This is a genomic window from Ruegeria halocynthiae (assembly GCF_000743705.1).
GTDB lineage: Bacteria > Pseudomonadota > Alphaproteobacteria > Rhodobacterales > Rhodobacteraceae > Ruegeria > Ruegeria halocynthiae_B.
The window spans coordinates 864,277-886,090 of record NZ_JQEZ01000001.1 but is presented as its reverse complement, the minus strand read 5'-3'; the positions used below and the strand labels follow the sequence as shown (position 1 = coordinate 886,090).

The following is a 21,814-nucleotide window of genomic DNA, read 5'->3' as shown; positions in this document are numbered from 1 at the left end:
GAGCATACCCATGCTCAAGACCGGACAAGCCGCCCTGGCGGCAACTGCGCTGTCAGTGGCGCTGGGCAGCGCCGCGAGCGCAGGCACAATCGAAGGTTCAGCCACCTATCGCGAACGGATCGCGGTTCCGCCCGATGCCACGCTTTACGTGCAGTTGCAGGATGTGTCCCGTGCGGATGCATCGTCTGTGACGCTGGCCGCGCAACGATATGCGCTAAATGGGGTGCCCGCCCGATACACGCTTGCCTATGACGATGCGCTGATCCGCGACGGGATGAGCTATACGGTCAGCGCGTCGATCTATCACGATGACAAGCTGCTGTTCACGACTGATACGGCCTATCCGGTTCTGACCAATGGATCGGGAAAGATGTCCGATCTTGTTCTGGTGCAGGTTCAGGGGACAACAGTGCTGGAAAACACCAAATGGACGGCGGCCGTCTTGAATGGTGCGCCGATTGAGACGGATCGACGCCCGGAACTTGCATTCGCCCTGGATGGTGCGTTTTCCGGCAGCGGCGGCTGTAACCGGTTCAATGGTCAGGCGGACATCTCTGGTGCCAGCATCACGTTCCCGGACAATATGGCCGCCACGCTGATGGCCTGCCCTCCGGCGCTGGAAGAGGTTGAGCGGCAATTCTTTGCCGCATTGCAGGGCGTCACCACCTACGCGATGGAAGGCGATGCGCTGGCCTTTCTGGATGCCTCGGGTGAGCCGGTAATCAAATTCATACGCACCCAATAAGGCGGGGCCGTCAGGCGACGGCCCTTGAACGCCCCGCATTGCGGCCCGAGAAGATGCAGCCGCCCAGAAATGAACCTTCCAGCGCGTTGTAGCCGTGATACCCGCCGCCGCCAAACCCGGCGACCTCTCCGGCGGCGAACAGGCCGGGGACGACCTGACCGTCTGCACCGATCATCTGGCTGTCCAGATTTGTCTGCAGACCACCCAGAGTTTTGCGCGTCAGCACATGCAGTTTCACAGCGATCAGCGGGCCATTCTCCGGGTCCAGGAACTTGTGCGGTTTCGCGGTTCGGATCAAACGATCGCCGCGATAATTGCGGGCTGCCAGAATGGCCGCCATTTGCGCGTCTTTGGTGAACGGATTGTCGACCTGAGAATCCCGGGCCTCGATCTGGGCCCGCAGATGTGTTTCGTCGATCAGATCGCCGCCCATCTGGTTCATACCGCTGACCAGTTCGGTCAGCGTGTTGGCGACGATGAAATCCTCTCCGTTTTCCTTGAACGCCTCGACCGGTGCTGTGGCTTTCGAGCCGGTCAGAACACGCTGAAACAGAACCTCGCGCCAGCCGCCGTCGGTCATGTCAGGGTTCTGTTCAGACCCGGACAGGGCAAACTCTTTCTTGATGACTTTCTGCGTCAGCACGAACCAGCTGTATTCATATCCGGTTTTCAGGATTTCTTGCAGTGTGCCCAGCGTGTCGAAACCGGGCAGGCAGGGCGGTTTCAGCCGGTTGCCACGGGCATCGAACCACATCGAGCTGGGACCGGGTAGGATGCGAATCCCATGCGATGGCCAGATCGGGTCCCAATTCCGCACCCCTTCGGTGTAATGCCACATCCGGTCGCCGTTGATCACGTGACCCCCGGCCTTTTCGCTGATGCCGACCATCCGGCCATCGACGTGAAAGGGGACGCCCGCCACCATATCCTTTGGGGGCTCACCCAGCCGGTCGCGCGGCCAGTTTTTGCGCACCATTTCGAAATTGCCACCAATCCCGCCCGAAGTGACAATGATCGAGGGCGCATAGACCTCGAATTCACCGACCTCATCGCGGTTGGTCTTGGCGCCGTGCTGCGCCGCGTCGTCGGCCAGAACCTCGCCCGAGACGCCCTTGGCGCCGCCGTTCTGCATGATGATGTGGCTGACCTGATGGCGAAATCTCAGCTCGATCAGTCCGGTGCTGACATGCTCGCGCACGCGGCGGGTGAAATGTTCCAGAACACCGGGTCCGGTGCCCCATGTGATGTGAAACCGGGGGACCGAGTTTCCGTGACCATCCGCATATGACCCGCCGCGTTCCGCCCAGCCCACGATGGGAAACCAGCGCAGGCCCATGTCGTGCAGCCATGGCCGCATCTCACCGGCGGCGAATTCCACATAGGCCTCGGCCCATTTGCGGGGCCATGCGTCCTCGGCCCGGTCGAACTGCGCACTGCCCATCCAGTCGCGCAGGGCCAGTTCATGGCTGTCGCGGATGCCCATGCGGCGCTGTTCCGGTGTGTTGACCATGAACAACCCGCCCAAGCTCCAGAACGCTTGTCCGCCCAGAAAATGTGCGGGCTCTTGATCCAGTACGATCACCTTCTTGCCACGATCCCCCAGTTCGGCGGCGGCGGCCAATCCGGCCAACCCGGCCCCGACGACAATGGCATCAGCAGTGTTGTTGGTCATTTCACGTCCTTTCCGCGGCTGCGGAGCCAGGCGATAAACGGCAGCGCCACAACATACATCGTGATCCCATAAACGGCCGAGGGCAGGGCAAGCGGGCTGAACCCGCTGTCGGTTCCCGTGATCAGCGCCGCCAGGGTGATCCCCAGCGTCGAGTTCTGGATGCCGGTCTCGATTGAGATCGTCTTGCTCTCATTCCACGACAATTTGGCGGCGCGGGCCATCCCCAATCCGATTGCCAGCAACGCGATATTCAGCGTAATCAACCCGGCCCCCAAAACGCCGAGGTTGTCGACGAACAGCTGCCAGTTTCCGGCCAGCGCAGCCAGGACGATCAGGACGAACAGGACAGTTGCAATCTTGGACAGTGGCGCGTCCACCCGCTGGGCAAAGCCGGGCGCGAAATGGCGCAGGCTGACACCGATGGCCACGGGCAGGGTGGTGATCAGGAACATGGCGATGGCGAGGCCGGTGATCGAAACCTCTGGCGCGTCTTCGCCCATGAAATGGGTGATGGACCACGCCGCCAGAACGGGAACCGTGATCAGTGACAACAGGCTGATCACGGCGGTCAGGCTGACCGAAAGGGCGACATCGCCCCGGGCCAGTTTCGACAGGATGTTGCTGGTCACGCCACCGGGGCAAAAGCTGAGCAGCATGAATCCAACCGCGATCTCGGGTGGCAGGGCGAACAGTTTGACGGTGATGAATGCTGTGACGGGTAACAGCACAATCTGACACAAAGCGCCGATGGCGAACGGATTTCTTCGGCTCAGGACACGGTGGAAATCAGCGACGTGCAGGCCGATGCCCAGTGACAGCATAATTATGGCCAGTGACAGGGGCAGGCCAACATTGATTAGAAGATCCAAGAACAACTCCTCCCAAAGCCGTTCGGTTCAGCCTATGCGAGTGGTATCGGATCAGGCAACCGCGCCGTTAGGTCACCCGTAGCGTTGGGCGAATCTGCGCAAAATCTTTCCGGGCTGTGTGACGTCCGAGGCATGGCAGATATCAATCAGACGCTGGGCATCTTCGGGCGGGAAATACCCAAAATCCTTGTAGATATTGATGCGTTGTTCGAAATCCCCCGCGTCGGCCTCGGGGTGGAACTGTGTGGCATAGACGTTCTGACCCCAACGGATCATCTGAAACGGGCAGGGGTCCGAGGCCAGCAGATGCACGCACCCGTCCGGCAGGGTCTGTACCGCCTCTTTATGGCCGACGAAGGCGTCAAAGGTATCCCCCAGCCCGGCAGTCAGCGGATCGCGCGCGCCATCTTCGGTCAACTGGCAGGTCGAGGGGCCGACAGGCTCTCCGAACTGTTTCTTGCTGACATCGCCATCCAGATGCGCGGCCAGAATACCCAATCCGTAACAGCAGCCCATGAATGGATGATCATTGGCAGTGATCTGCGACATCAGACCCATGATGGCGGCTTCGACACGGGCGTCCACCTCGGATTTCGTTACCGGATCGTCGCTGACGCAGCCGGGGCCGCCACCAACGATGACACCAGCGTAATCCGTGACATCCAGACCTTCGGGCAGGTCTTCGCAGTCCAGACGGATGCGGTGGGTTTGGTCCGCGCGCAAGCCGGCCTTGTCCAGAATGGATGCAAATTCAGCGTCCGAGGCTTCGGTTTCCGGGCGCAGCTGCAGGATCAGAAAGCGTTTCATGCGGTGCCTTTACCCATCAAAGCGGCCAGAAGACAAGGATGGCAGGAATGGAAACTGCAACGATCAGTATTTCCAGCGGCAACCCCATGCGCCAATAGTCACCAAACCGATATCCACCGGGGCCCAGCACCAGCGTATTGTTCTTATGCCCAATCGGCGTCAGAAACGCGGCCGAGGCCGCAACAGCCACCGTCATCAGGAACGGATCGGGCGAGACCTCAAGCGTGCGCGCCATCTGGATGCCGACGGGTGCTGCAACAATGGCGGTGGCAGTGTTGTTCAGCACATCCGACAGGGTCATCGTGACCACCATCAAGACGGTCAGAATAGCCCATGCAGGCATACCATTGGTCAATTGCACCAGTGCATTGGCGATCAATTCGGTGCCGCCCGATGTTTCCAGCGCGCTACCCAGTGGGATCATTGACCCCAGCAACACCACCACCGGCCATTCGATATGGTTGTAGATATCGGCGATCGGCATGATCTTGGTCAGCACATAGGCGACCACGACCAGACCCAGTGCAATCGGCAGATAGATCAGCCCGACACTGGCCGCCAGCACGGCGGCGGCAAACAGACCGATGGCCAGCCATGCCTTGTCATTGGCGGTTACATTCAGCCCGCGTTGGGCCAGCGGCAAGCAGCCCAGCCATTCCGTTACATCCGCGCTGCGGTCGCGGGGACAGAGCAGCAGCAGGATGTCACCGGCCTCGACCTCGGTTTTGCGCACCTGTTCGGTGATGCGGCGACCCTGACGCGAGATACCCATCAGTACGGTGCTCTGCCGCCATGCCAGCCCCAGGCCTTGCGCGGTGCGCCCGGTGATGCGGGCGCTTTCGGGGGCGACGACTTCGATGACCTCAAGCCCGTCTCCTTCGGCGGTCAGCAGTTCCTGCCGGCGTGTGTCCGAGAAATCCAGTTTCAGCGCGGCGCGAAACTCGTCCAGGGCCTCGGGCCGGGCTTCAAGAACCAATGCGTCACCTTGTTTCAGGGTGGTGTGCGCGGACCGACCGTATCGCCGTTTTCCGTCGCGGATCAGGCCAATGATGGCCACATCCGATTTCTCGGCGGCCTCATACAATTCACTGACCCGTTTGCCGATATGGGGGGATTCGGGTGGCACGGTCAGCTCGGCGATATATTCGGCCAAAACCTCGGATGTTTCGGTTTGCGGGCCCCGGTTCGGGATCAGCCGCCAGCCGACCAGTGAGACAAATGCCAACCCCGCGATGGCGGCAATACCGCCAACAGGGGCAAAATCGAACATCCGGAACGGTTCACCCAGTGTTTCGGCCCGGATCGAGGCAATGATGATATTGGGCGGTGTACCGATCAATGTCGCCATGCCGCCCAGAATGGTGGCAAAGCTAAGCGGCATTAGCGTCAGCCCCACGGATCGCCCCGCCTTGCGCGCTGTCTGGATGTCGACCGGCATCAACAGCGCCAGAGCGGCCACGTTGTTCATAAAGGCGGACAGAACCGCCCCGATGCCGCCCATCAGTGCGATATGCGAACCCAGCCCGCGCGACGCGTCAACCAGTGTGCGCGTGATCAGGAACACCGCCCCCGACCGGACCAGCCCGGCCGATACGACCAGAACCAGCGCCACGATGATGGTGGCCGGATGCCCGAATCCGGCAAAGGCGTCATCCACGGGCACCACACCCAGAACAACCCCGATCAGCAGCGCGGAAAACGCCACAAGGTCATAGCGGAACCGCCCCCAAAGCAGCATTCCGAATACAGTGGCGAAAAGGGCGAAAAGAATAATTTGGTCAGTTGTCATGCCGTCACCATAGCCACACCCGGGGTTGTCGCAAGCCGCTCTCTTGATCCCAAGGCCCGCAAACGTCTATATGAGCGCCGAACACGCAACCACGATGACGAGGACGCAACATGGCAGGCCATTCCAAATGGGCCAACATCCAGCACCGCAAGGGGCGTCAGGACGCCGCGCGGTCCAAGCTATTTTCCAAACTGTCGAAAGAAATCACAGTCGCCGCCAAGATGGGCGATCCCGATCCCGACAAGAACCCGCGCCTGCGGCTGGCAGTGAAAGAGGCCAAGTCGAATTCGGTCCCCAAGGATGTGATCGACCGCGCCATCAAGAAATCGCAGGCGGGCGACGGCGATGAATACGAAGAAATCCGGTACGAGGGTTATGGCCCCAATGGCGTGGCGGTGATCGTCGAGACGATGACCGATAACCGCAACCGGACTGCCTCGACCGTGCGGTCGACCTTTTCCAAGAACGGCGGCAACCTGGGTGAGACCGGCTCGGTCGGGTTCATGTTTGAACGCAAGGGCGAAGTGATTTATCCTGTTTCGGTTGGCGATGCCGACACGATGTTCGAAGCGGCGATCGAGGCCGGGGCCGAAGATGTGGAAAGCTCGGACGAAGGTCACATCATCTGGTGTGCCGACACGGACCTGAACGAAGTGTCGACCGCGCTTGAGACCGCGCTGGGTGAAACGGAATCAACCAAGCTGGTCTGGAAACCCACCACCACGACCGAGTTGGGTCTTGAAGACATGCAAAAGCTGATGAAGCTGGTCGATGCGCTGGAAGATGACGACGACGTACAGCGCGTCACCACCAACTTTGAAGCAACCGACGAGGTTATGGCGCAGCTCTGAGCAGCACCGTGCTTTCTGTTTGAAAAACCCGGCCTCTGGTCGGGTTTTTTGTTTTGCGCGCGCAGAGTTCTTGGCCGGTTGCCCGGAACCCTATAAGTTTCAAAATCAAGACACGCGAAACCGGGCAGGTTTTACATCCCGGGCCGAGCAGGGAAATGACACGATTGAACACATGACGGACAGCCCATCGAATTCGGCAAAAAGAAATTTTCCGGTTCTGACCGGGCAAAGCATTCTTTCGCAGGTCGCCTGGACGCTTGGCAGCCCATCCATTGTTTTGCCATTTCTGGCAGTGTCTCTGGAGCTGCCGATGTTCATCGCCGGGGCGCTGGTATCGGTGCGCATGGTGGGCAGCATGATTTCGGATGTGTTTCTGGCACAGACAATTGCGGCCCGTGAACGTAAGAAACACGGGATTGCGGCAACCGAGTTTGCCATCGGCGTTTGCCTTCTCGTCGCATTGGCCGCTGCAGCGACTGGTGTTGTGCCGCTGATCGGTTTGGCCTTTGTTGCGACGTTCTTCCTGATTGGTCTGATCGACGAGATTCAGTCATTGATGTACACCGACCTGCTGGGCGATCAATTCCAATCCCGGTCTCGGATGATCATGCATTACTTGCAGCTTGGCATCGGAGGATTGGGCGCAATTGGGCTGGCGCTGATGGTTCATGAAATCACAAAAGAGAACCCGCCATTTTCCCGCCACTCGACGGTCATTGCCGTATCGGTGACGTTCTTTGTTCTGTCGGGCTTGTCGATTCTGGCAATGTCAGAGGCTGCCCGCCAAACCGAAAAAAAGGACAACACGCGCCCGGCACCGAAACGAAAATTCTCCGAGAATTTCACCGATATCATCGCGATGTTCGATCAGCCGTGGTTTCGTCGCTACATGATCATGCGTTTGCCGCTGGTTGTTGTGTCCCTGGCCGTCCCGTTCTTTGCGCTGATCGCAGCCGAGGCACATCACGCCTCGGCCAAGGGATTGACGGCCATGATCATCTCATCAGCGTCGGGCTATCTGGTGTCCGCGCCGTTGTGGCAGTTGGTGAACATGAAGTCACATCGCGCTGTTATGGTGGCGGGCAACTTGATGGTGGCCCTGACGGGGGCTGCATTGTTGTCGGTGCATTTTCTGGGCTTTGACCATGACGTGCATCTGCACGCTGTTGCCTTGTTCGTTGTGACCGTTGCGGTGACCGGCATCAGCAGCGCCCGAAAGCTGTATTTTCTGGACGTTGCCCCCAAAGAACAACGTGTCAAAGGGGCGGCCGCGATCAAAAGCATTTGCCGGATAGCTGCCGTTATTCTGTCTGCCGGACTGGCCGGCGTCGCCCATATGCACGAGGTCGCATGGGCAATCGTGTTTATCGTGATCGTCAGCCTGTTTGCAGCCGCCGCCTGTTATCGCGTGGTTGTCCCCAAAGGCAAAGAAGCGGTGCAAACCTGACTAGGCCCCTGGGGTTTCGGGCGGCAGAAGCTCTATGGCGGCGGCACGCTTGATTGCTGTGGTCAGCGGGGCCAGCGCCGGGGCCAGCACACGCACCACCTGCCAGGTCAGGGGCACGTCCAGATGGGCCTCGGGCAAGACCAGACACAGCCGCCCGTCCTCTAGCGCCGGTTGCGCCAACACCGTGGGGTTCATGCCCCAGCCCAATCCGGCAATGGCTGCATCCACGAACCCCTGAGATGAGGGCAGATAATGGGATGGGGGTGAAATGCGCCTGCCGGTCTGTTCGATGATCCATGATTTCTGCAACCCATCCTTCTGATTGAAGGTCAGGCAGGGGGCCTGCGCAAGCGTGGTTTCACTCACGCCGTCGGCGAACCATTTGCGCATGTATGCCGGGCTGGCTGTGGGCAGGTATCGCAGCGCGCCTAAGGCAACCGTGTCACATCCCGCAACCGAGTGTCCGCCCACGGTTATTGCGGCGCTGACCTCACCGCGTCGCAGCCATTCGGCCGAGTAATCCTGATCATCAACGACAAGGTCGAACAGCAGGTCATCGACCTGCGCCATGACGTCGATGAACCACGTGGCCAAACTGTCGGCGGGAACGGCGACGCGGACACGCGCGGGGCCTGACGTCTGGTCCAGTGTCAGATCGCGGGCCAGCTTCGCCTCAAGCAGGCCGATGTCTTCGGCATGTTGGGCGATGCGCAATCCCGCTGGCGTGGCAGTGCAGGGAGTGCCCCGGTTGATCAGGGCCGCGCCCACGCGATCCTCCAGCGCTTTGATCCGCTGTGAGATCGCCGAAGGCGTCACCGCCAGCTCGGCGGCTGCGGCGTCAAAGCTGCCGTGGCGCAAAATCGAGGACAGCGCAGACAGATGAATGGGATCCAGTTTCATTAGCCAAACTTAACTGATGTCAATTTCTTTAATTTGATAGTTCGTCGCATACGCCTTAGTCAACGTCTCCGAACACAGGAGGTATCATGCCCACAACTCTGATCGCCGGTTTCGCACTTGGGTTTAGTCTTATTCTTGCTATCGGGGCGCAGAATGCCTTTGTCCTGCGACAGGGGCTACGGCGCGAGCATGTGTTTCTGCTGTGTCTGACCTGTGCCGTCTCGGATGCCCTTCTGATCGCGGCGGGCGTTGCGGGATTCGGGTCATTGGCGCAGCTTGTGCCCTGGTTCGAAACGGTCATGCGCTATGGCGGCGCGATTTTCCTGACGTGGTACGGGCTGCGCAGCCTGCAATCGGCCTGGCGCGGCGGGGCAGTCATGGAGGTTGGCAGGGGGCAGCGGGCCAGCCTGCGTTCGGTTCTGCTGACTGTGCTGGCCTTTACCTGGCTGAACCCACACGTCTACCTGGACACGGTTGTTCTGATCGGGTCGATTTCAGCGCAGTATGAGGACCGGATGGCGTTTGCCATTGGTGCGATGTCGTCCAGCTTTGTGTTCTTCTTCTCACTGGGCTACGGGGCCAGAATTTTATCACCCGTATTCACGCGCCCCCGGGCATGGCAGGTGCTGGACGTTATTATCGGCGTGGTCATGTTGGCAATCGCTCTCAAACTTGTGGCTATGTGACGGGTTGCTCTGATCGGGGTTTCAGTGTTCAACCGTTAACATGACAACTCTTGCAGCCTCATATCGCCCGCTTGCGGGAATGTTCTTGATGTTTATCGCCGGGCTGTCCTTTGTGGTCATGACCGCGCTTGTAAAGTCGCTGGGGTCGACAATGGACCCGATCCAGGCGGCGTTCATACGGTTTGCCTTTGGGTTGGTCTTTTTGCTGCCTGCGCTGCGTCTGGTTCTGAAAACACATCTGACACGCAGACAGCTGACGCTGTTTGGGGTGCGTGGGATCGTTCACGCTTTGGCCGTGATGTTGTGGTTTTTCTCGATGACGCAGATTCCTTTGGCCGAGGTCACGGCGATGAATTACATGACCCCGGTCTACGTCACGTTGGGCGCTGCTTTGTTTCTGGGTGAAAAACTGGCCATCCGCAGGATCGCGGCGATCTGTGTTGCGCTGATTGGCGTCCTGATTATCCTGCGCCCGGGATTTCGGGAAATCTCACCGGGGCACATTACCATGTTGGGCACGGCTTTGGCGCTGGGCGGATCGTACCTGATTGCCAAGGTACTTGTTCAGGATCTTCGGCCGTCAGTCGTTGTGGCCCATATGTCGATCTGGGTGACTATCGTGCTGATCCCCTTTGCGATTGCCGTTTGGACACCGCCCAGCCTGCGTGATCTTGGAGTTTTGTTTCTGGTCGCCAGCTTTGCCACGATGGGCCACTACTTTATGACGCTGGCGTTGAAAGCAGCCCCCGTGGCCGTCACGCAGCCGGTGACGTTCCTGCAACTGATCTGGGCCACTTTGCTGGGGGCGCTGGTCTTTCATGAAGCTGTCGACGTCTGGGTTGTCGCTGGCGGTACGCTGATCCTGACCGCCGTCAGCTTTATTGCATGGCGCGAGGCGGTCCTGAACCGCAGCAGCTTGACGACACCAAGCATTGCGCCCAAGCTTTGAACGTTCGCAGCGACCACGGCCCGTTATTGATTGACGAGTCAATAAAAATACCTTAGCGTTTTCTCACTTATCGTAGTGAGGGATAGCTATGCCGAAAGTCGGAATGGAGCCAATCCGCCGTGATGCGATCGTCAGAGCGACGATTGCCGAGCTTGGATCAAAAAAATCCCTCGACGTGACGGTCAGTCAGATTGCTAAACGGGCAGGGATGTCCAGCGCCTTGGCGCATCATTACTTTGGCGGCAAAGATCAGATATTTCTGGCAGCGATGCGGCGTATTCTGACCGATTTTGGTAATGAGGCGCGCGAAGAGCTGAAAGCAACCGCGCCGCAAGAGCGGGCACAGGCCATCATCCGGTCTTGTTTTGCACCGTCCTGTTTTACCCCCGACGTGATCGCCGCATGGATGACATTCTATGTTCTGGCCCAGACCAACGATGACGCGTTGCGGCTGTGGCAGATCTATCAGGCGCGTATCCGTTCCAACCTGATTTTCGCGCTGCGCCCATTGCTCAAGGATCCTGTCGAAGCGTCCGAGAACATGATCGCGCTGATTGACGGGCTGTATATCCGCGCCGCGCTAAGCGCCCCGGAAGAGCCGCAACTGGCGGTCAACCATGCGATGCGTGTTCTCAACACCTTGATCGAGGCTGAAAAATGACAAATCCGAACATTCTGATCCTGATGGTGGATCAGCTGAACGGGACCCTCTTTCCAGACGGTCCCGCCGACTGGCTTCATGCGCCAAACCTGAAAAAGCTGGCGCAGCGGTCGACGCGTTTTGCCAATGCCTACACGGCCTCGCCGCTGTGCGCACCGGGGCGGGCCAGCTTCATGTCCGGTCAATTGCCGTCGCGCACCGGGGTCTATGACAACGCCGCCGAATTTCGCAGCGACATTCCCACTTATGCGCACCACCTGCGCCGCGCCGGGTACTATACCTGCCTGTCCGGTAAGATGCATTTCGTCGGTCCCGATCAGTTGCACGGTTTCGAAGGCCGTCTGACCACCGATATCTACCCGGCCGATTTCGGTTGGACGCCGGATTATCGCAAGCCGGGTGAGCGGATCGACTGGTGGTATCACAACATGGGTTCGGTGACGGGCGCGGGCGTGGCCGAAATTTCCAACCAGATGGAATATGATGACGAGGTCGCCTATAACGCCACAGCCAAATTGTACGATCTGGCGCGCGGAAACGATGACCGGCCATGGTGCCTGACCGTCAGCTTCACCCATCCGCATGATCCTTATGTGACCCGTCAGAAGTACTGGGGCCTTTACGAGGATTGCGAGCATCTGCTGCCCGATATCGCGGACCTTGGCTATGACAATCAGGATCCGCACTCCAAACGGATTTTCGACGCCAACGACTGGCGCAGCTTTGACATCACCGAAGAGGATATCCGCAAATCCCGCCGCGCCTATTTCGCCAACATCTCATATCTGGACGACAAGATCGGTGAGATTCTGGAGGTGCTGGAAACCACGCAGCAAGAGGCCACAATCCTCTTTGTGTCAGATCACGGCGACATGCTGGGCGAGCGTGGATTGTGGTTCAAGATGACCTTTTTCGAAGGCTCGTCACGCGTGCCTCTGATGATCTCTGCCCCTGACCTGCCTGCGGGCCGGATAGATACGCCGGTCTCGACAATCGACGTGACGCCAACGCTGGGTGCATTGGCAGGCGTCGACATGGCCGAGATCGCCCCGTGGACTGACGGCGAAGACCTTGTGCCACTGGCCAAGGGAACCGAGCGAACCGCGCCAATTGCGATGGAATACGCGGCCGAGGCGTCTTATGCGCCGCTGGTCTCGCTGCGTTATGGCAAATGGAAATACAACCGCTGCGCATTGGACCCCGATCAGTTGTTTGACCTAGAGGCTGACCCGCACGAGCTGACAAATCTGGCAGAGGCCCCGGAACACGCGGGAACATTGCAGACCTTGCGTGCCAAATCCGAGGCGCGTTGGGACCTGGACCGGTTCGATGCAGACATTCGCGCCAGCCAGGCCCGCCGTTGGGTGGTGTACGAGGCCTTGCGGCAGGGCGGCTATTACCCGTGGGATTACCAGCCGCTGCAAAAAGCATCGGAACGCTACATGCGCAATCACATGGACCTGAATACCGTTGAGGAAAGTCAACGCTTTCCACGCGGCGAATAACCCCCTCATTTTTGCAAATACCCCCGCCGGAGGCCATGAGATTTTTCGACGAAAAATCTTAGCCCGGCGGGCAAAGGAGACACGAACATGGAAGCAGATTTCGTCATCGTTGGCGCAGGGTCCGCAGGCTGCGCGATGGCTTATCGCCTGAGCGCGTCTGGGGCCTCGGTCCTGGTCATTGAACATGGCGGCACCGATGCCGGGCCTTTCATTCAGATGCCTGCCGCGCTCAGCTATCCGATGAACATGTCGCGCTATGACTGGGGTTACAGCTCTGAGCCCGAGCCGCACTTGAACAACCGTCGTCTGGCCTGTCCGCGCGGTAAGGTCATTGGTGGGTCTTCTTCGATCAATGGGATGGTCTATGTGCGTGGCCATGCCCGTGATTTTGACACCTGGGCCGATATGGGGGCCGATGGTTGGTCCTATGCGGATGTGTTGCCGTATTACAAGCGGATGGAGACCTGGCACGATGGCGGCCATGGGGGCGACGCTGCGTGGCGTGGTACGGATGGCCCCTTGCATGTTTCGCGCGGGCCTCGGGCGAACCCGTTGTACAAGGCATTTGTAGATGCCGGGCAGCAGGCGGGGTACGAGGTTACCGGTGACTATAACGGCGAAAAACAGGAAGGCTTTGGCCCGATGGAGCAGACCGTCTGGAAAGGGCGGCGCTGGTCGGCGGCAAATGCTTATCTGAAACCGGCACTGAAACGCGAGAATTGTGAAGTCGTGCGTGGCCTGGCCGCGCGTGTGGTTATGCAGAGTGGCCGCGCGACCGGGGTTGAGCTGGTGCGTGGTGGAAAGTCTGAGATCATTCGTGCCCGGCGCGAGGTGATTCTGGCAGCGTCGTCGATTAACTCTCCTAAATTGCTGATGTTGTCCGGTATTGGCGCGGCGGCACATCTGGCCGAGCATGGGATCGATGTCGTGGCCGATCGTCCCGGTGTGGGCGCGAATCTGCAGGACCATCTGGAGCTGTATATCCAGCAGGCGTCTATCCAGCCAATCACGCTTTACAAACATTGGAATCTGATCAGTAAAGGGCTGATCGGGGCGCAGTGGCTGTTCACCAAGACCGGGCTGGGTGCTTCGAACCAGTTCGAAAGCGCGGCCTTCATTCGGTCAAACCCCGGCGTGGATTATCCCGATATCCAGTATCACTTCTTGCCCATGGCCGTACGCTATGACGGGCAGGCCGCGGCCGAGGGGCATGGGTTCCAGGCGCATGTCGGGCCAATGCGGTCACCGTCGCGGGGGGCAATTACGCTGCGGTCGGACAAGCCTGAAGATGCGCCGGTGATCCGGTTCAACTATATGAGCCAGGAAAAGGATTGGGAAGATTTCCGCAAATGTATCCGACTGACCCGTGAGATTTTCGGGCAAGATGCGTTCAAGCCGTATTTGGGTAAGGAAATCCAACCGGGTTCCGATGTGCAGAGTGATGAAGAACTGAACGGATTTATCGCTGAACACGCCGAAAGCGCCTATCACCCCTGTGGCACCTGCCGCATGGGACGTGCGGATGACAAAAACGCGGTTGTTGACCCGCAGGGCCGGGTGATCGGCGTGGACGGGTTGCGTGTCGCGGACAGCTCGATCTTTCCGCAGATCACCAATGGCAATCTGAATGCGCCCTCGATCATGGTTGGTGAAAAGATGTCGGATCATCTGCTGGGCAAAGAGGCTTTGCCAAAAGCCAATGATCGCCCGTGGATTCATCCGGCATGGACGACCGCGCAGCGATGATTTGATCCGCGTCAAAGCGAGGTGTGTAAAGGGCGTATAGACCTGAATCGCAACGACATATTTTCAGGAGCGAACAGGAATGTCCCACACCCCGCATGAATTGGCCGAAGAGTTTCCGAACAAGGTCGAATTGATGAGCCAGCTCAAACAGTCGGACGCGCATTTCGCGCGGCTGGCGGATGAGTATCATGAGATCAACCGCCTTGTGCATCGGGCCGAAACCAATGTCGAACCAATGGACGATCTGGCCGAAGGTGAGATGCGCAAGAAGCGCGCCGCGCTCAAGGATGAGATCTGGGCGATTTTGTCGAAAGCATAAGGCAGGGGCGGGGGCTCTGCCCCCGTCGCGGCAGGCCGCGACTCCCCCGGGATATTTTTAGGCCAGGTGAAGATCAGGTGACTTCATAAGGCAGGGTGCCGCGGGTATGGGCATCAATTGACAGCCGACGCTCCAGCGGCGGGACCGAGCGTTGGTGGCAGGTTTGCCGCTCGCAAATACGGCAGGAAATGCCGATGGGTTCATAGGCGCTGGCGTTGTTGATGTCGAGGTTGTCGGCATAAACCAGTGCCTCGGCGTGTCGGGTTTCACACCCCAGGGCGATGGCATATCGGCGCACGGGCGCACCAAATGAACCGCCGGATTTCGATACATCCCGCGCCAGCGAGATATAGCGTACTCCGTCGGGTGTTTCCGCCAGTTGCCGCAGGAAATGGCCGGGGGTTTCGAATGCGCGGTGGACGTTCCACAAAGGGCAGGCGCCTCCGAACCGGGCGAATTGCAGGCGGGTGGCCGAGTGGCGTTTGGTTATCGTGCCGGCCTGATCCACGCGCACAAAGAAGAAGGGGATACCTTTGGCACCGGGGCGCTGCATCGTGGACAGCCTGTGCGCCACTTGTTCGATTGATGCGCCAAAGCGGTTGCTGAGCAGTTCCAGATCGTGGCGGTATTCCTGCGCTGCAGCAAGAAAAGCCCCGTAGGGCATCAGTGAAGCCCCTGCGAAGTAATTGGCCAGGCCGATCTTGGCGATGGCGCGGGCCTCGTCGCTTTGGAACTTGGCGAAATCTAGCGTTGCTTCGAGCAGTTTATCCTGACGGATTAGCGCAACCTGCAGCAGGAGCTGAAACACCTGTGTCTGCGGTGCGCTTCGGGAGGACAGCAGCAGTGTCTTGCTGTCGGCATCGTATTTTCGTGTTTCTTCGATCTCGACGAATTGCACGCGAATGCCGCGTTCAGCCAGATCGTTGATGGCAGCGGCGCGGATGCCGCCGGAGCTTTCGGCCTGGGTGGAAATCCGTTCAGCCGCGCGGTCGACCGCGTCGATGTAGTTGTCGCAATAGTGAAAGAAGTCACGCACCTCTTCCCATGGGCTGGCCTGAATCTGCGCGTCTTCGCGCCCCAGTGCTTCGTCCAGCGAGGCCAGTCGTTCATGGGTTTGCCGATAGGTTCGGTGCAGGGCGATGAACGCACGGGCCAGCGCGGGCGCGTTCGAGGCTGTCAGGCGCAGGTCGGCCAGGGGCGGCATGGCGTCGTCGAACACCGGATCGGCCAGTGCCTCGCGCATGTCTGAGACCAGACGTTCGCTGTCGCCAGTGCTCAGCTCGGTCACGTCCATGCCGAATTCCTGCGCCAGCGCCAGAACAACCGTGGTTGAAATCGGCCGGTTGTTGTTCTCCATCTGGTTCAGATAGGGCAGGGAAACGCCCAGCTTGGTGGCGAATTCCTTTTGCGTCAGGGTCAGGCGCGTGCGCATTTCGCGCAGTTTTGCGCCAGCATAAAGCTTTTGGGTGGCCATGGCGTGCCTTTGCAACTTTTCCGTTGCGGCAAGCTAACTTTGCAAACCTCGGGGTGCAAGGCGTGTCACAGGCCCAGTTTCCGTTCGCGGTAAATGACCAGGGTGATAGCGGCAATCGCCAGCACCGAGGTTGCCAGCATCAGCCACAAAAGCGGCATGGCCCCGGTTTCATGGGTCAGCAATGCCCCGGCCAGCGCGCTGAGGCCAGCGCCGCCGCCCAGCATGATCGCGCCGCTCAGGCCCGAGGCGGTGGCGGCCAGATGTGGGCGTACCGACAGGGCACCCGAGGTGGCGTTGGGGATCGTCATGCCATTGCCGATTCCTACAAAGGTCATGAACCCGAAAAAGCTGAGCACTGTCCCAAAGCCCGCCAAAAACAGGATGGCGGAGAAGACGACCCCTAACGCGTTCAACCAGCACCCCCAAAACACCATCCGGTTCACGCCAAACCGAACCGAATATCGGCCGCTGAAAAAGTTACCAAAAAAATACCCCACGGCGGGCGCGCCAAAGTAGATGCCAACTTGGGCGGCGCTAAGGCCAAACAATTCCGTTCCAATAAACGGTGCTCCGCCCAGATAGGCAAAGAAAGCCCCTGAGGACAAAGCCGAAGATAGCGAGTAACCCCAAAACCGGGGCGAACGCAGCAATTCCGGGTATTCGCGGAACTGCTGCACCAGAGTCTTGCCGCTTTTGGCCGAGGTTTCGCCAAAGTCGACAAAGGTCAGCGCCAACGCCATCACGCCCAGCCCGAAAGGCAGCCAGAAATTGGCTTTCCAGCCGAAACTTTCCTCAAGCAGCCCGCCGACGGCGGGGCCGATCATCGGCACAATGGCCATGCCCATCGTGACATAACCGATCATCGAGGCCGCCTGATCCTGATCATACAGATCCCGCACCGCCGCGCGGCTGAGCACCATGGCCACAACTACGACGGCCTGACACATCCGGAAGACCAGGAAAGCCTCGGCGTTCGGTGCATAGATGCAGCCCAGCGTGGCAATCAGAAACAGCGCCAGCCCCCATAGCATGACGGGTCGACGTCCGGCCTTATCCGCAATCGGACCGATTAGAATCTGCAGCACAGCATTGACCAGCAGATACAGCGCAATCGACAACTGCATGACCTTATAATCAGTCTGAAAATGTACGGCCATGTTGGGCAGGCTGGGCAGGAACAGGTTCAGGCTGAGCGCGGACAGCCCAGACAGAAAAACCAGTGTGACAATCGTGGGGGGCGACCTGCGTGCCCGGGGTGAACTGAACTGCATGGTTCAAAGGTATAGTGGTCGTTTCCGGGATTGCCATCCAAGATCGCGTTCCAATGTGATACTTAGCAAATTTACAGTTTTCCTGAACTGTGTTTTCAGAGATTTGCAAATTTGCCGAAAGATGCTTTGGTCCCGCTGCCTGTGCGTATAGGGTCGCGCCAAATTTCACAGGGGATTATCGCCATGAAAGACATCCTTACCGAGCTTGAAGACCGCCGCAACGACGCCCGGCTGGGTGGTGGGCAAAGACGTATCGACGCGCAGCACGGCCGCGGCAAGTTGACCGCGCGCGAGCGGATTGAACTGCTGTTGGATGAGGACAGTTTCGAAGAATTCGACATGTTCGTCAGCCACCGTTGCACCGATTTCGGGATGGAAAATCAAAAGCCTGCGGGTGATGGCGTTGTCACCGGCTGGGGCACGATCAACGGCCGGATGGTTTATGTGTTCAGCCAGGATTTCACCGTGTTCGGCGGCTCGCTTTCGGAAACACACGCGCAGAAAATCTGCAAGATCATGGATATGGCGATCCAGAATGGCGCGCCGGTGATCGGAATCAACGACTCGGGCGGGGCGCGAATCCAAGAGGGGGTCGCCTCGCTGGCAGGTTACGCCGAAGTTTTCCAACGTAACGTCATGGCCTCGGGCGTGGTGCCACAGATCAGCGTGATCATGGGTCCCTGCGCGGGTGGTGCGGTTTACAGCCCGGCGATGACCGACTTTATCTTTATGGTCAAAGACACGTCGTACATGTTCGTGACCGGCCCTGACGTGGTGAAAACCGTCACCAATGAGGTCGTCACCGCCGAGGAGTTGGGCGGGGCATCGACCCACACCAAAAAGTCATCCGTTGCCGATGGCGCGTTTGAAAACGATGTCGAGGCATTGGCCGAGGTGCGCCGTCTGGTTGACTTCCTGCCGCTCAACAATCGTGAAAAGCCGCCTGTGCGCCCGTTCTTTGATGAACCCGGTCGTCTTGAAACCTCGCTGGACACGTTGATCCCTGACAACCCGAATACGCCCTACGACATGAAAGAACTCATCACCAAAGTGGCCGATGAGGGCGATTTCTACGAGATCCAGGAAGATTACGCCAAAAACATCATCACCGGGTTCATCCGGCTTGAAGGGCAGACGGTTGGCGTCGTCGCCAACCAGCCGATGGTATTGGCCGGGTGTCTGGACATCGACAGCTCACGCAAGGCGGCGCGGTTCGTCCGGTTCTGCGACTGTTTCGAGATTCCGATCCTGACGCTGGTGGATGTTCCGGGCTTTTTGCCGGGTACGTCGCAGGAATATGGCGGTGTCATCAAACACGGTGCCAAGCTGCTGTTTGCTTATGGCGAGGCGACGGTTCCCAAAGTGACCGTGATCACCCGCAAAGCCTATGGCGGCGCATATGACGTTATGGCCTCAAAACACCTGCGCGGCGATTTCAACTATGCCTGGCCCACCGCCGAGATCGCGGTGATGGGGGCCAAAGGCGCGACCGAGATCATCCACCGCGCTGATCTGGGAGACGCCGAAAAGATTGCGGCCCACGCCAAGGATTACGAAGACCGGTTCGCCAACCCCTTTGTCGCCGCTGAGCGGGGCTTTATCGACGAGGTAATCATGCCGCAGTCCACCCGCCGCCGCGTATCACGGGCCTTTGCCAGCTTGCGCAACAAGAAGCTGAAGAACCCGTGGAAAAAACACGATAATATTCCGCTGTAAGGGATCTTGGCCTGTCGATCTGCCTGACCGTTCGTCCATTGGGATCATTCCATTCGGGTGGCCAGGGTGGGATTACCTAGGGGCAAGTTTGACTTTGGGGCCGAAACTGCTAAATGAAATGCCTTATCAGACATAGAAAAGCGCGGGCCAAAAGCCATGCGCGCGCGACCCTGGAGAGAGGAGCTCACCTTTGGTGGGTCTGGGGTCGCGCCTTTGTCCTGATCCTGTTGGGTTGGAATTCCCCCGCTGTTGCCGAAACCCTGTTGCCTGTTCCATCAGGTCAGCCCGTTCATCTGAGCGATGTCCTGCTGGACGACAATCCCGGTGAGCTATGGGTACGTTTTCGCTTTATCGCCCCAAAGATCGGCTCGACCGTCGGGCGGATCGGTTACGACGTCGCCGCCGCGGATATGGAGCATCTATGTCAGACGCTGGCCGTGGCCTATGTGGCGCAGTATCGGCTGAACCCAGCACGGGTGGTCATTTCGCTGTCTGATCGGCCGATCGAATTCGGGCGTTCCTCGCCCGACGCGACGCAGTTCTTCGAGGCCTACCGGCTGGAGCAATCCCGGTGTATCTGGGAGGGGCTTTGAGTATGAAACCAGATTTTCACACACTCAGGGCGTTTCTGAACACCAGTGCGGCTTTGGAGGTGCGCAATATGATCCCGTTCCATCCCGGGCACGAGGTTCCTGACCTTGTGAACCAAACAACCAATGAGGTGCAGGTATGCTGAAACATCGCGGGTTTCCCGGACGCCTGGCCGGAACCGATTATCAGTTTGTCATTCGCAGGGCCAATCCCAAAGGGGTAACACCCCTGACACGGCGGGAACGTTTCCGCGACCGCAAACCGGCGGACCGGCGCGCAGACGTCGCCTTTATCGAGGCCCTGTTGGAACATTTTGGCGATCAGCCGTTCGAGCGTGGCAATCTGGACGCCGGCCGCCTGAGCTGGTTGTTCGACCGCGAGGTCATTCCGGCCGAGGACCCGTTCGACCCGGCCAGCTATGACGCGCTGCTGGTGATTGATCTGGATGCGGCGCGAGCGTCTTTCCCGGATGTCTTTGGTGGAGTGGCCTGAGCTTGCGGTCAATGGCGTCGCATATCCCGGCCATTAGTGGCAAGACCCCGCCCAACGTAGGGCGGGGCCGATATGTGGCGTCAGAAGTTCAACTGGGCAGCGACCTGCACACGGTTGCCGTCAAAGGTCCGGCCAGTCGTTGCATCGTTGCGCTCACCATAGATGTATTCGGCGCTCAGCGTCAGATCTTCAGTCAACTTGTAAAAGGCGTTGACGTGGATCGTCTCAAGCTCGGTAAAGGCCAGCGTTCCGGTCGAGGTCGGCAGGTCGTAGTCTTCCTTGCCGTAGGCGATGCCAACATTCCATTTGGGGCCGATGTCCTGACGGAATTCGATGGTGTACCCATCCACATCGTTAGCCTGACCACCGACGACAGCGGCACCGACACCGATCAGATACGGACCAAGCGCCTCGCCTCTGACATAGTTGACTTGGAACAACCCGCCCTGCCACGGACGGACCGAGCCGGATACGGTGAAACCACTCTGATCAACTTCGACGCCACCAGATTCGGCTTTGCCATACAGGGCAGACGCCCGGGCGACGTACTTGCCATCGTTGTATTCAAGGGCTGCGGTCAGGACAGGATCGTCGGAATTCGAAGCGCTGACATTCTCTTCGATGGATGTCGAAAACGTTGTGTTCGAGGCAAAGCTGTTCGTATAGCGAACCTGTGGAACCCGGGCGAAGGGAATACCAACCGGACCGTTGAATTCAACCGACGTCGGATAGGTGTCCAGCGGCATGAAATTGGTCCACGTCTGACCAATCAGCCAGCTGTCACCAATCGTGATGTTGGCGTGGCGCAGGCGCAGCTCTGCGGTTCCGTTGGACGCGAACAGGTCCACTTCCAGCTGACCGCCAATATCGCCGACCGCACTGGGTGTCGTAGTGCGCAATCCGATCCGGGACTGACGGACGGTGGCACCGAACGTGCCGCTGGTTGCGTTCGCTGGTTCGCCGATGTTGTTCACGAACGCGGTGTCGCCCTGATCGAACTCGAAGTCATAGAAAAAGTCGGCCTTAACGTAGCCGTAAACGTCCAGAGTGGTGTTTCCGATCTTCAGATCCCCGGTGCCGGCCCCTGGCGTCGACGCCTCCAGCGCCTCGACCCGGGCGCGCAGGGCATCCAGTTCGGACTGGGTCTGGGCATCTTGGGCATAAACATGCGTGCTGGTCACACTAAGCGCAGAGGCAGCAAGCAGGAATGCCTTTTTTCTCTTTGTAATCATGTGGGTGGTTCCTTGTATGCGAGTGTGCACACGAAAGATTTCACGCAAATGTCAGCGATGGAAATCACGAGAATGGCAAGAAAACCATCATT

Annotated in this window: 20 protein-coding genes; 12 read left to right on the top strand and 8 right to left on the bottom strand. The window is 59.0% G+C overall.

The features are described from left to right. Positions 1-10 precede the first annotated feature (10 nt). Positions 11-745, top strand: coding sequence for a YbaY family lipoprotein (locus JT51_RS04290; RefSeq protein WP_081894593.1), 735 nt, complete (start codon positions 11-13; stop codon positions 743-745). 10 nt (positions 746-755) lie between these two features. Here the strand turns inward: JT51_RS04290 and JT51_RS04285 are convergent, their stop codons facing one another. From JT51_RS04285 to JT51_RS04270, 4 genes are all read right to left on the bottom strand, one after another. Further along, positions 756-2,417, bottom strand: a complete 1,662-nt coding sequence (locus tag JT51_RS04285) for an FAD-binding dehydrogenase (protein WP_037308210.1) — start codon at positions 2,415-2,417, stop codon at positions 756-758. Further along, complete coding sequence (locus tag JT51_RS04280) at positions 2,414-3,286, bottom strand: bile acid:sodium symporter family protein (RefSeq protein WP_037309471.1); 873 nt, start codon at positions 3,284-3,286, stop codon at positions 2,414-2,416. The genes JT51_RS04285 and JT51_RS04280 overlap by 4 nt, the downstream gene beginning before the upstream one ends. A gap of 72 nt (positions 3,287-3,358) precedes the next feature. Further along, the gene (locus tag JT51_RS04275; RefSeq protein WP_037308207.1) at positions 3,359-4,093 is read right to left on the bottom strand and encodes a glutamine amidotransferase; all 735 of its coding nucleotides are present in this window, start codon (positions 4,091-4,093) and stop codon (positions 3,359-3,361) included. Between the two features lie 16 nt (positions 4,094-4,109). Further along, complete coding sequence (locus JT51_RS04270) at positions 4,110-5,882, bottom strand: SLC13 family permease (protein ID WP_037308204.1); 1,773 nt, start codon at positions 5,880-5,882, stop codon at positions 4,110-4,112. A gap of 110 nt (positions 5,883-5,992) precedes the next feature. Between JT51_RS04270 and JT51_RS04265 the strand changes: the two genes are divergently transcribed. Together JT51_RS04265 and JT51_RS04260 are read left to right on the top strand one after the other, a co-directional pair. Beyond that, on the top strand, positions 5,993-6,733 hold the full coding sequence (locus JT51_RS04265; protein WP_037308201.1) for a YebC/PmpR family DNA-binding transcriptional regulator: 741 nt from the start codon (positions 5,993-5,995) through the stop codon (positions 6,731-6,733). A gap of 172 nt (positions 6,734-6,905) precedes the next feature. Further along, the gene (locus JT51_RS04260; protein ID WP_037309467.1) at positions 6,906-8,180 is read left to right on the top strand and encodes an MFS transporter; all 1,275 of its coding nucleotides are present in this window, start codon (positions 6,906-6,908) and stop codon (positions 8,178-8,180) included. On the opposite strand, the gene JT51_RS04255 is transcribed toward JT51_RS04260, so the two are convergent. Beyond that, positions 8,181-9,080 carry a LysR family transcriptional regulator ArgP gene (locus JT51_RS04255; RefSeq protein WP_037308197.1) on the bottom strand — a complete coding sequence of 300 codons (900 nt, stop codon included), beginning with the start codon at positions 9,078-9,080 and terminating at the stop codon, positions 8,181-8,183. An 86-nt stretch (positions 9,081-9,166) separates the two neighbouring features. Here JT51_RS04255 and JT51_RS04250 point away from each other — a divergent pair, with 86 nt between their 5' ends. From JT51_RS04250 to JT51_RS04225, 6 genes are all read left to right on the top strand, one after another. Beyond that, entirely contained in the window at positions 9,167-9,766 is a 600-nt protein-coding gene (locus JT51_RS04250; RefSeq protein ID WP_037308194.1) for a LysE/ArgO family amino acid transporter, read from the top strand. A 40-nt stretch (positions 9,767-9,806) separates the two neighbouring features. Continuing rightward, entirely contained in the window at positions 9,807-10,715 is a 909-nt protein-coding gene (locus tag JT51_RS04245; RefSeq protein WP_037308193.1) for a DMT family transporter, read from the top strand. Between the two features lie 88 nt (positions 10,716-10,803). After that, a complete protein-coding gene (gene betI / locus JT51_RS04240; protein WP_037308190.1) occupies positions 10,804-11,376 on the top strand; it encodes a choline-responsive transcriptional repressor BetI in 573 nt (190 codons plus the stop codon). Next, the gene (gene betC / locus JT51_RS04235) at positions 11,373-12,881 is read left to right on the top strand and encodes a choline-sulfatase (protein ID WP_037308187.1); all 1,509 of its coding nucleotides are present in this window, start codon (positions 11,373-11,375) and stop codon (positions 12,879-12,881) included. The genes betI and betC overlap by 4 nt, the downstream gene beginning before the upstream one ends. Before the next feature lie 87 nt (positions 12,882-12,968). Then, on the top strand, positions 12,969-14,627 hold the full coding sequence (gene betA / locus JT51_RS04230) for a choline dehydrogenase (protein WP_037308185.1): 1,659 nt from the start codon (positions 12,969-12,971) through the stop codon (positions 14,625-14,627). Positions 14,628-14,706: 79 nt separating this feature from the next. Continuing rightward, positions 14,707-14,946 (top strand): YdcH family protein, encoded by a 240-nt coding sequence (locus JT51_RS04225; RefSeq protein ID WP_037308182.1) that lies wholly within the window; start codon positions 14,707-14,709, stop codon positions 14,944-14,946. Between the two features lie 73 nt (positions 14,947-15,019). On the opposite strand, the gene JT51_RS04220 is transcribed toward JT51_RS04225, so the two are convergent. Together JT51_RS04220 and JT51_RS04215 are read right to left on the bottom strand one after the other, a co-directional pair. Further along, the gene (locus tag JT51_RS04220) at positions 15,020-16,420 is read right to left on the bottom strand and encodes a helix-turn-helix domain-containing protein (protein WP_037308180.1); all 1,401 of its coding nucleotides are present in this window, start codon (positions 16,418-16,420) and stop codon (positions 15,020-15,022) included. A gap of 65 nt (positions 16,421-16,485) precedes the next feature. Next, entirely contained in the window at positions 16,486-17,691 is a 1,206-nt protein-coding gene (locus tag JT51_RS04215) for a multidrug effflux MFS transporter (RefSeq protein ID WP_037308178.1), read from the bottom strand. A gap of 183 nt (positions 17,692-17,874) precedes the next feature. On the opposite strand from JT51_RS04215, the gene JT51_RS04210 reads away from it, so the two are divergent. The 3 genes from JT51_RS04210 (at position 17,875) to JT51_RS04200 (ending at position 20,490) form a co-directional block, all read left to right on the top strand. Next, positions 17,875-19,407 carry an acyl-CoA carboxylase subunit beta gene (locus JT51_RS04210; RefSeq protein WP_037308175.1) on the top strand — a complete coding sequence of 511 codons (1,533 nt, stop codon included), beginning with the start codon at positions 17,875-17,877 and terminating at the stop codon, positions 19,405-19,407. A 113-nt stretch (positions 19,408-19,520) separates the two neighbouring features. Then, on the top strand, positions 19,521-20,000 hold the full coding sequence (locus JT51_RS04205; protein ID WP_037308172.1) for a DUF6497 family protein: 480 nt from the start codon (positions 19,521-19,523) through the stop codon (positions 19,998-20,000). Between the two features lie 136 nt (positions 20,001-20,136). Then, the gene (locus JT51_RS04200) at positions 20,137-20,490 is read left to right on the top strand and encodes a hypothetical protein (protein ID WP_037308169.1); all 354 of its coding nucleotides are present in this window, start codon (positions 20,137-20,139) and stop codon (positions 20,488-20,490) included. Between the two features lie 80 nt (positions 20,491-20,570). Here JT51_RS04200 and JT51_RS04195 read toward each other — a convergent pair whose 3' ends face one another. Further along, positions 20,571-21,722, bottom strand: coding sequence for a DcaP family trimeric outer membrane transporter (locus JT51_RS04195; protein ID WP_037308167.1), 1,152 nt, complete (start codon positions 21,720-21,722; stop codon positions 20,571-20,573). Positions 21,723-21,814: the final 92 nt, after the last annotated feature.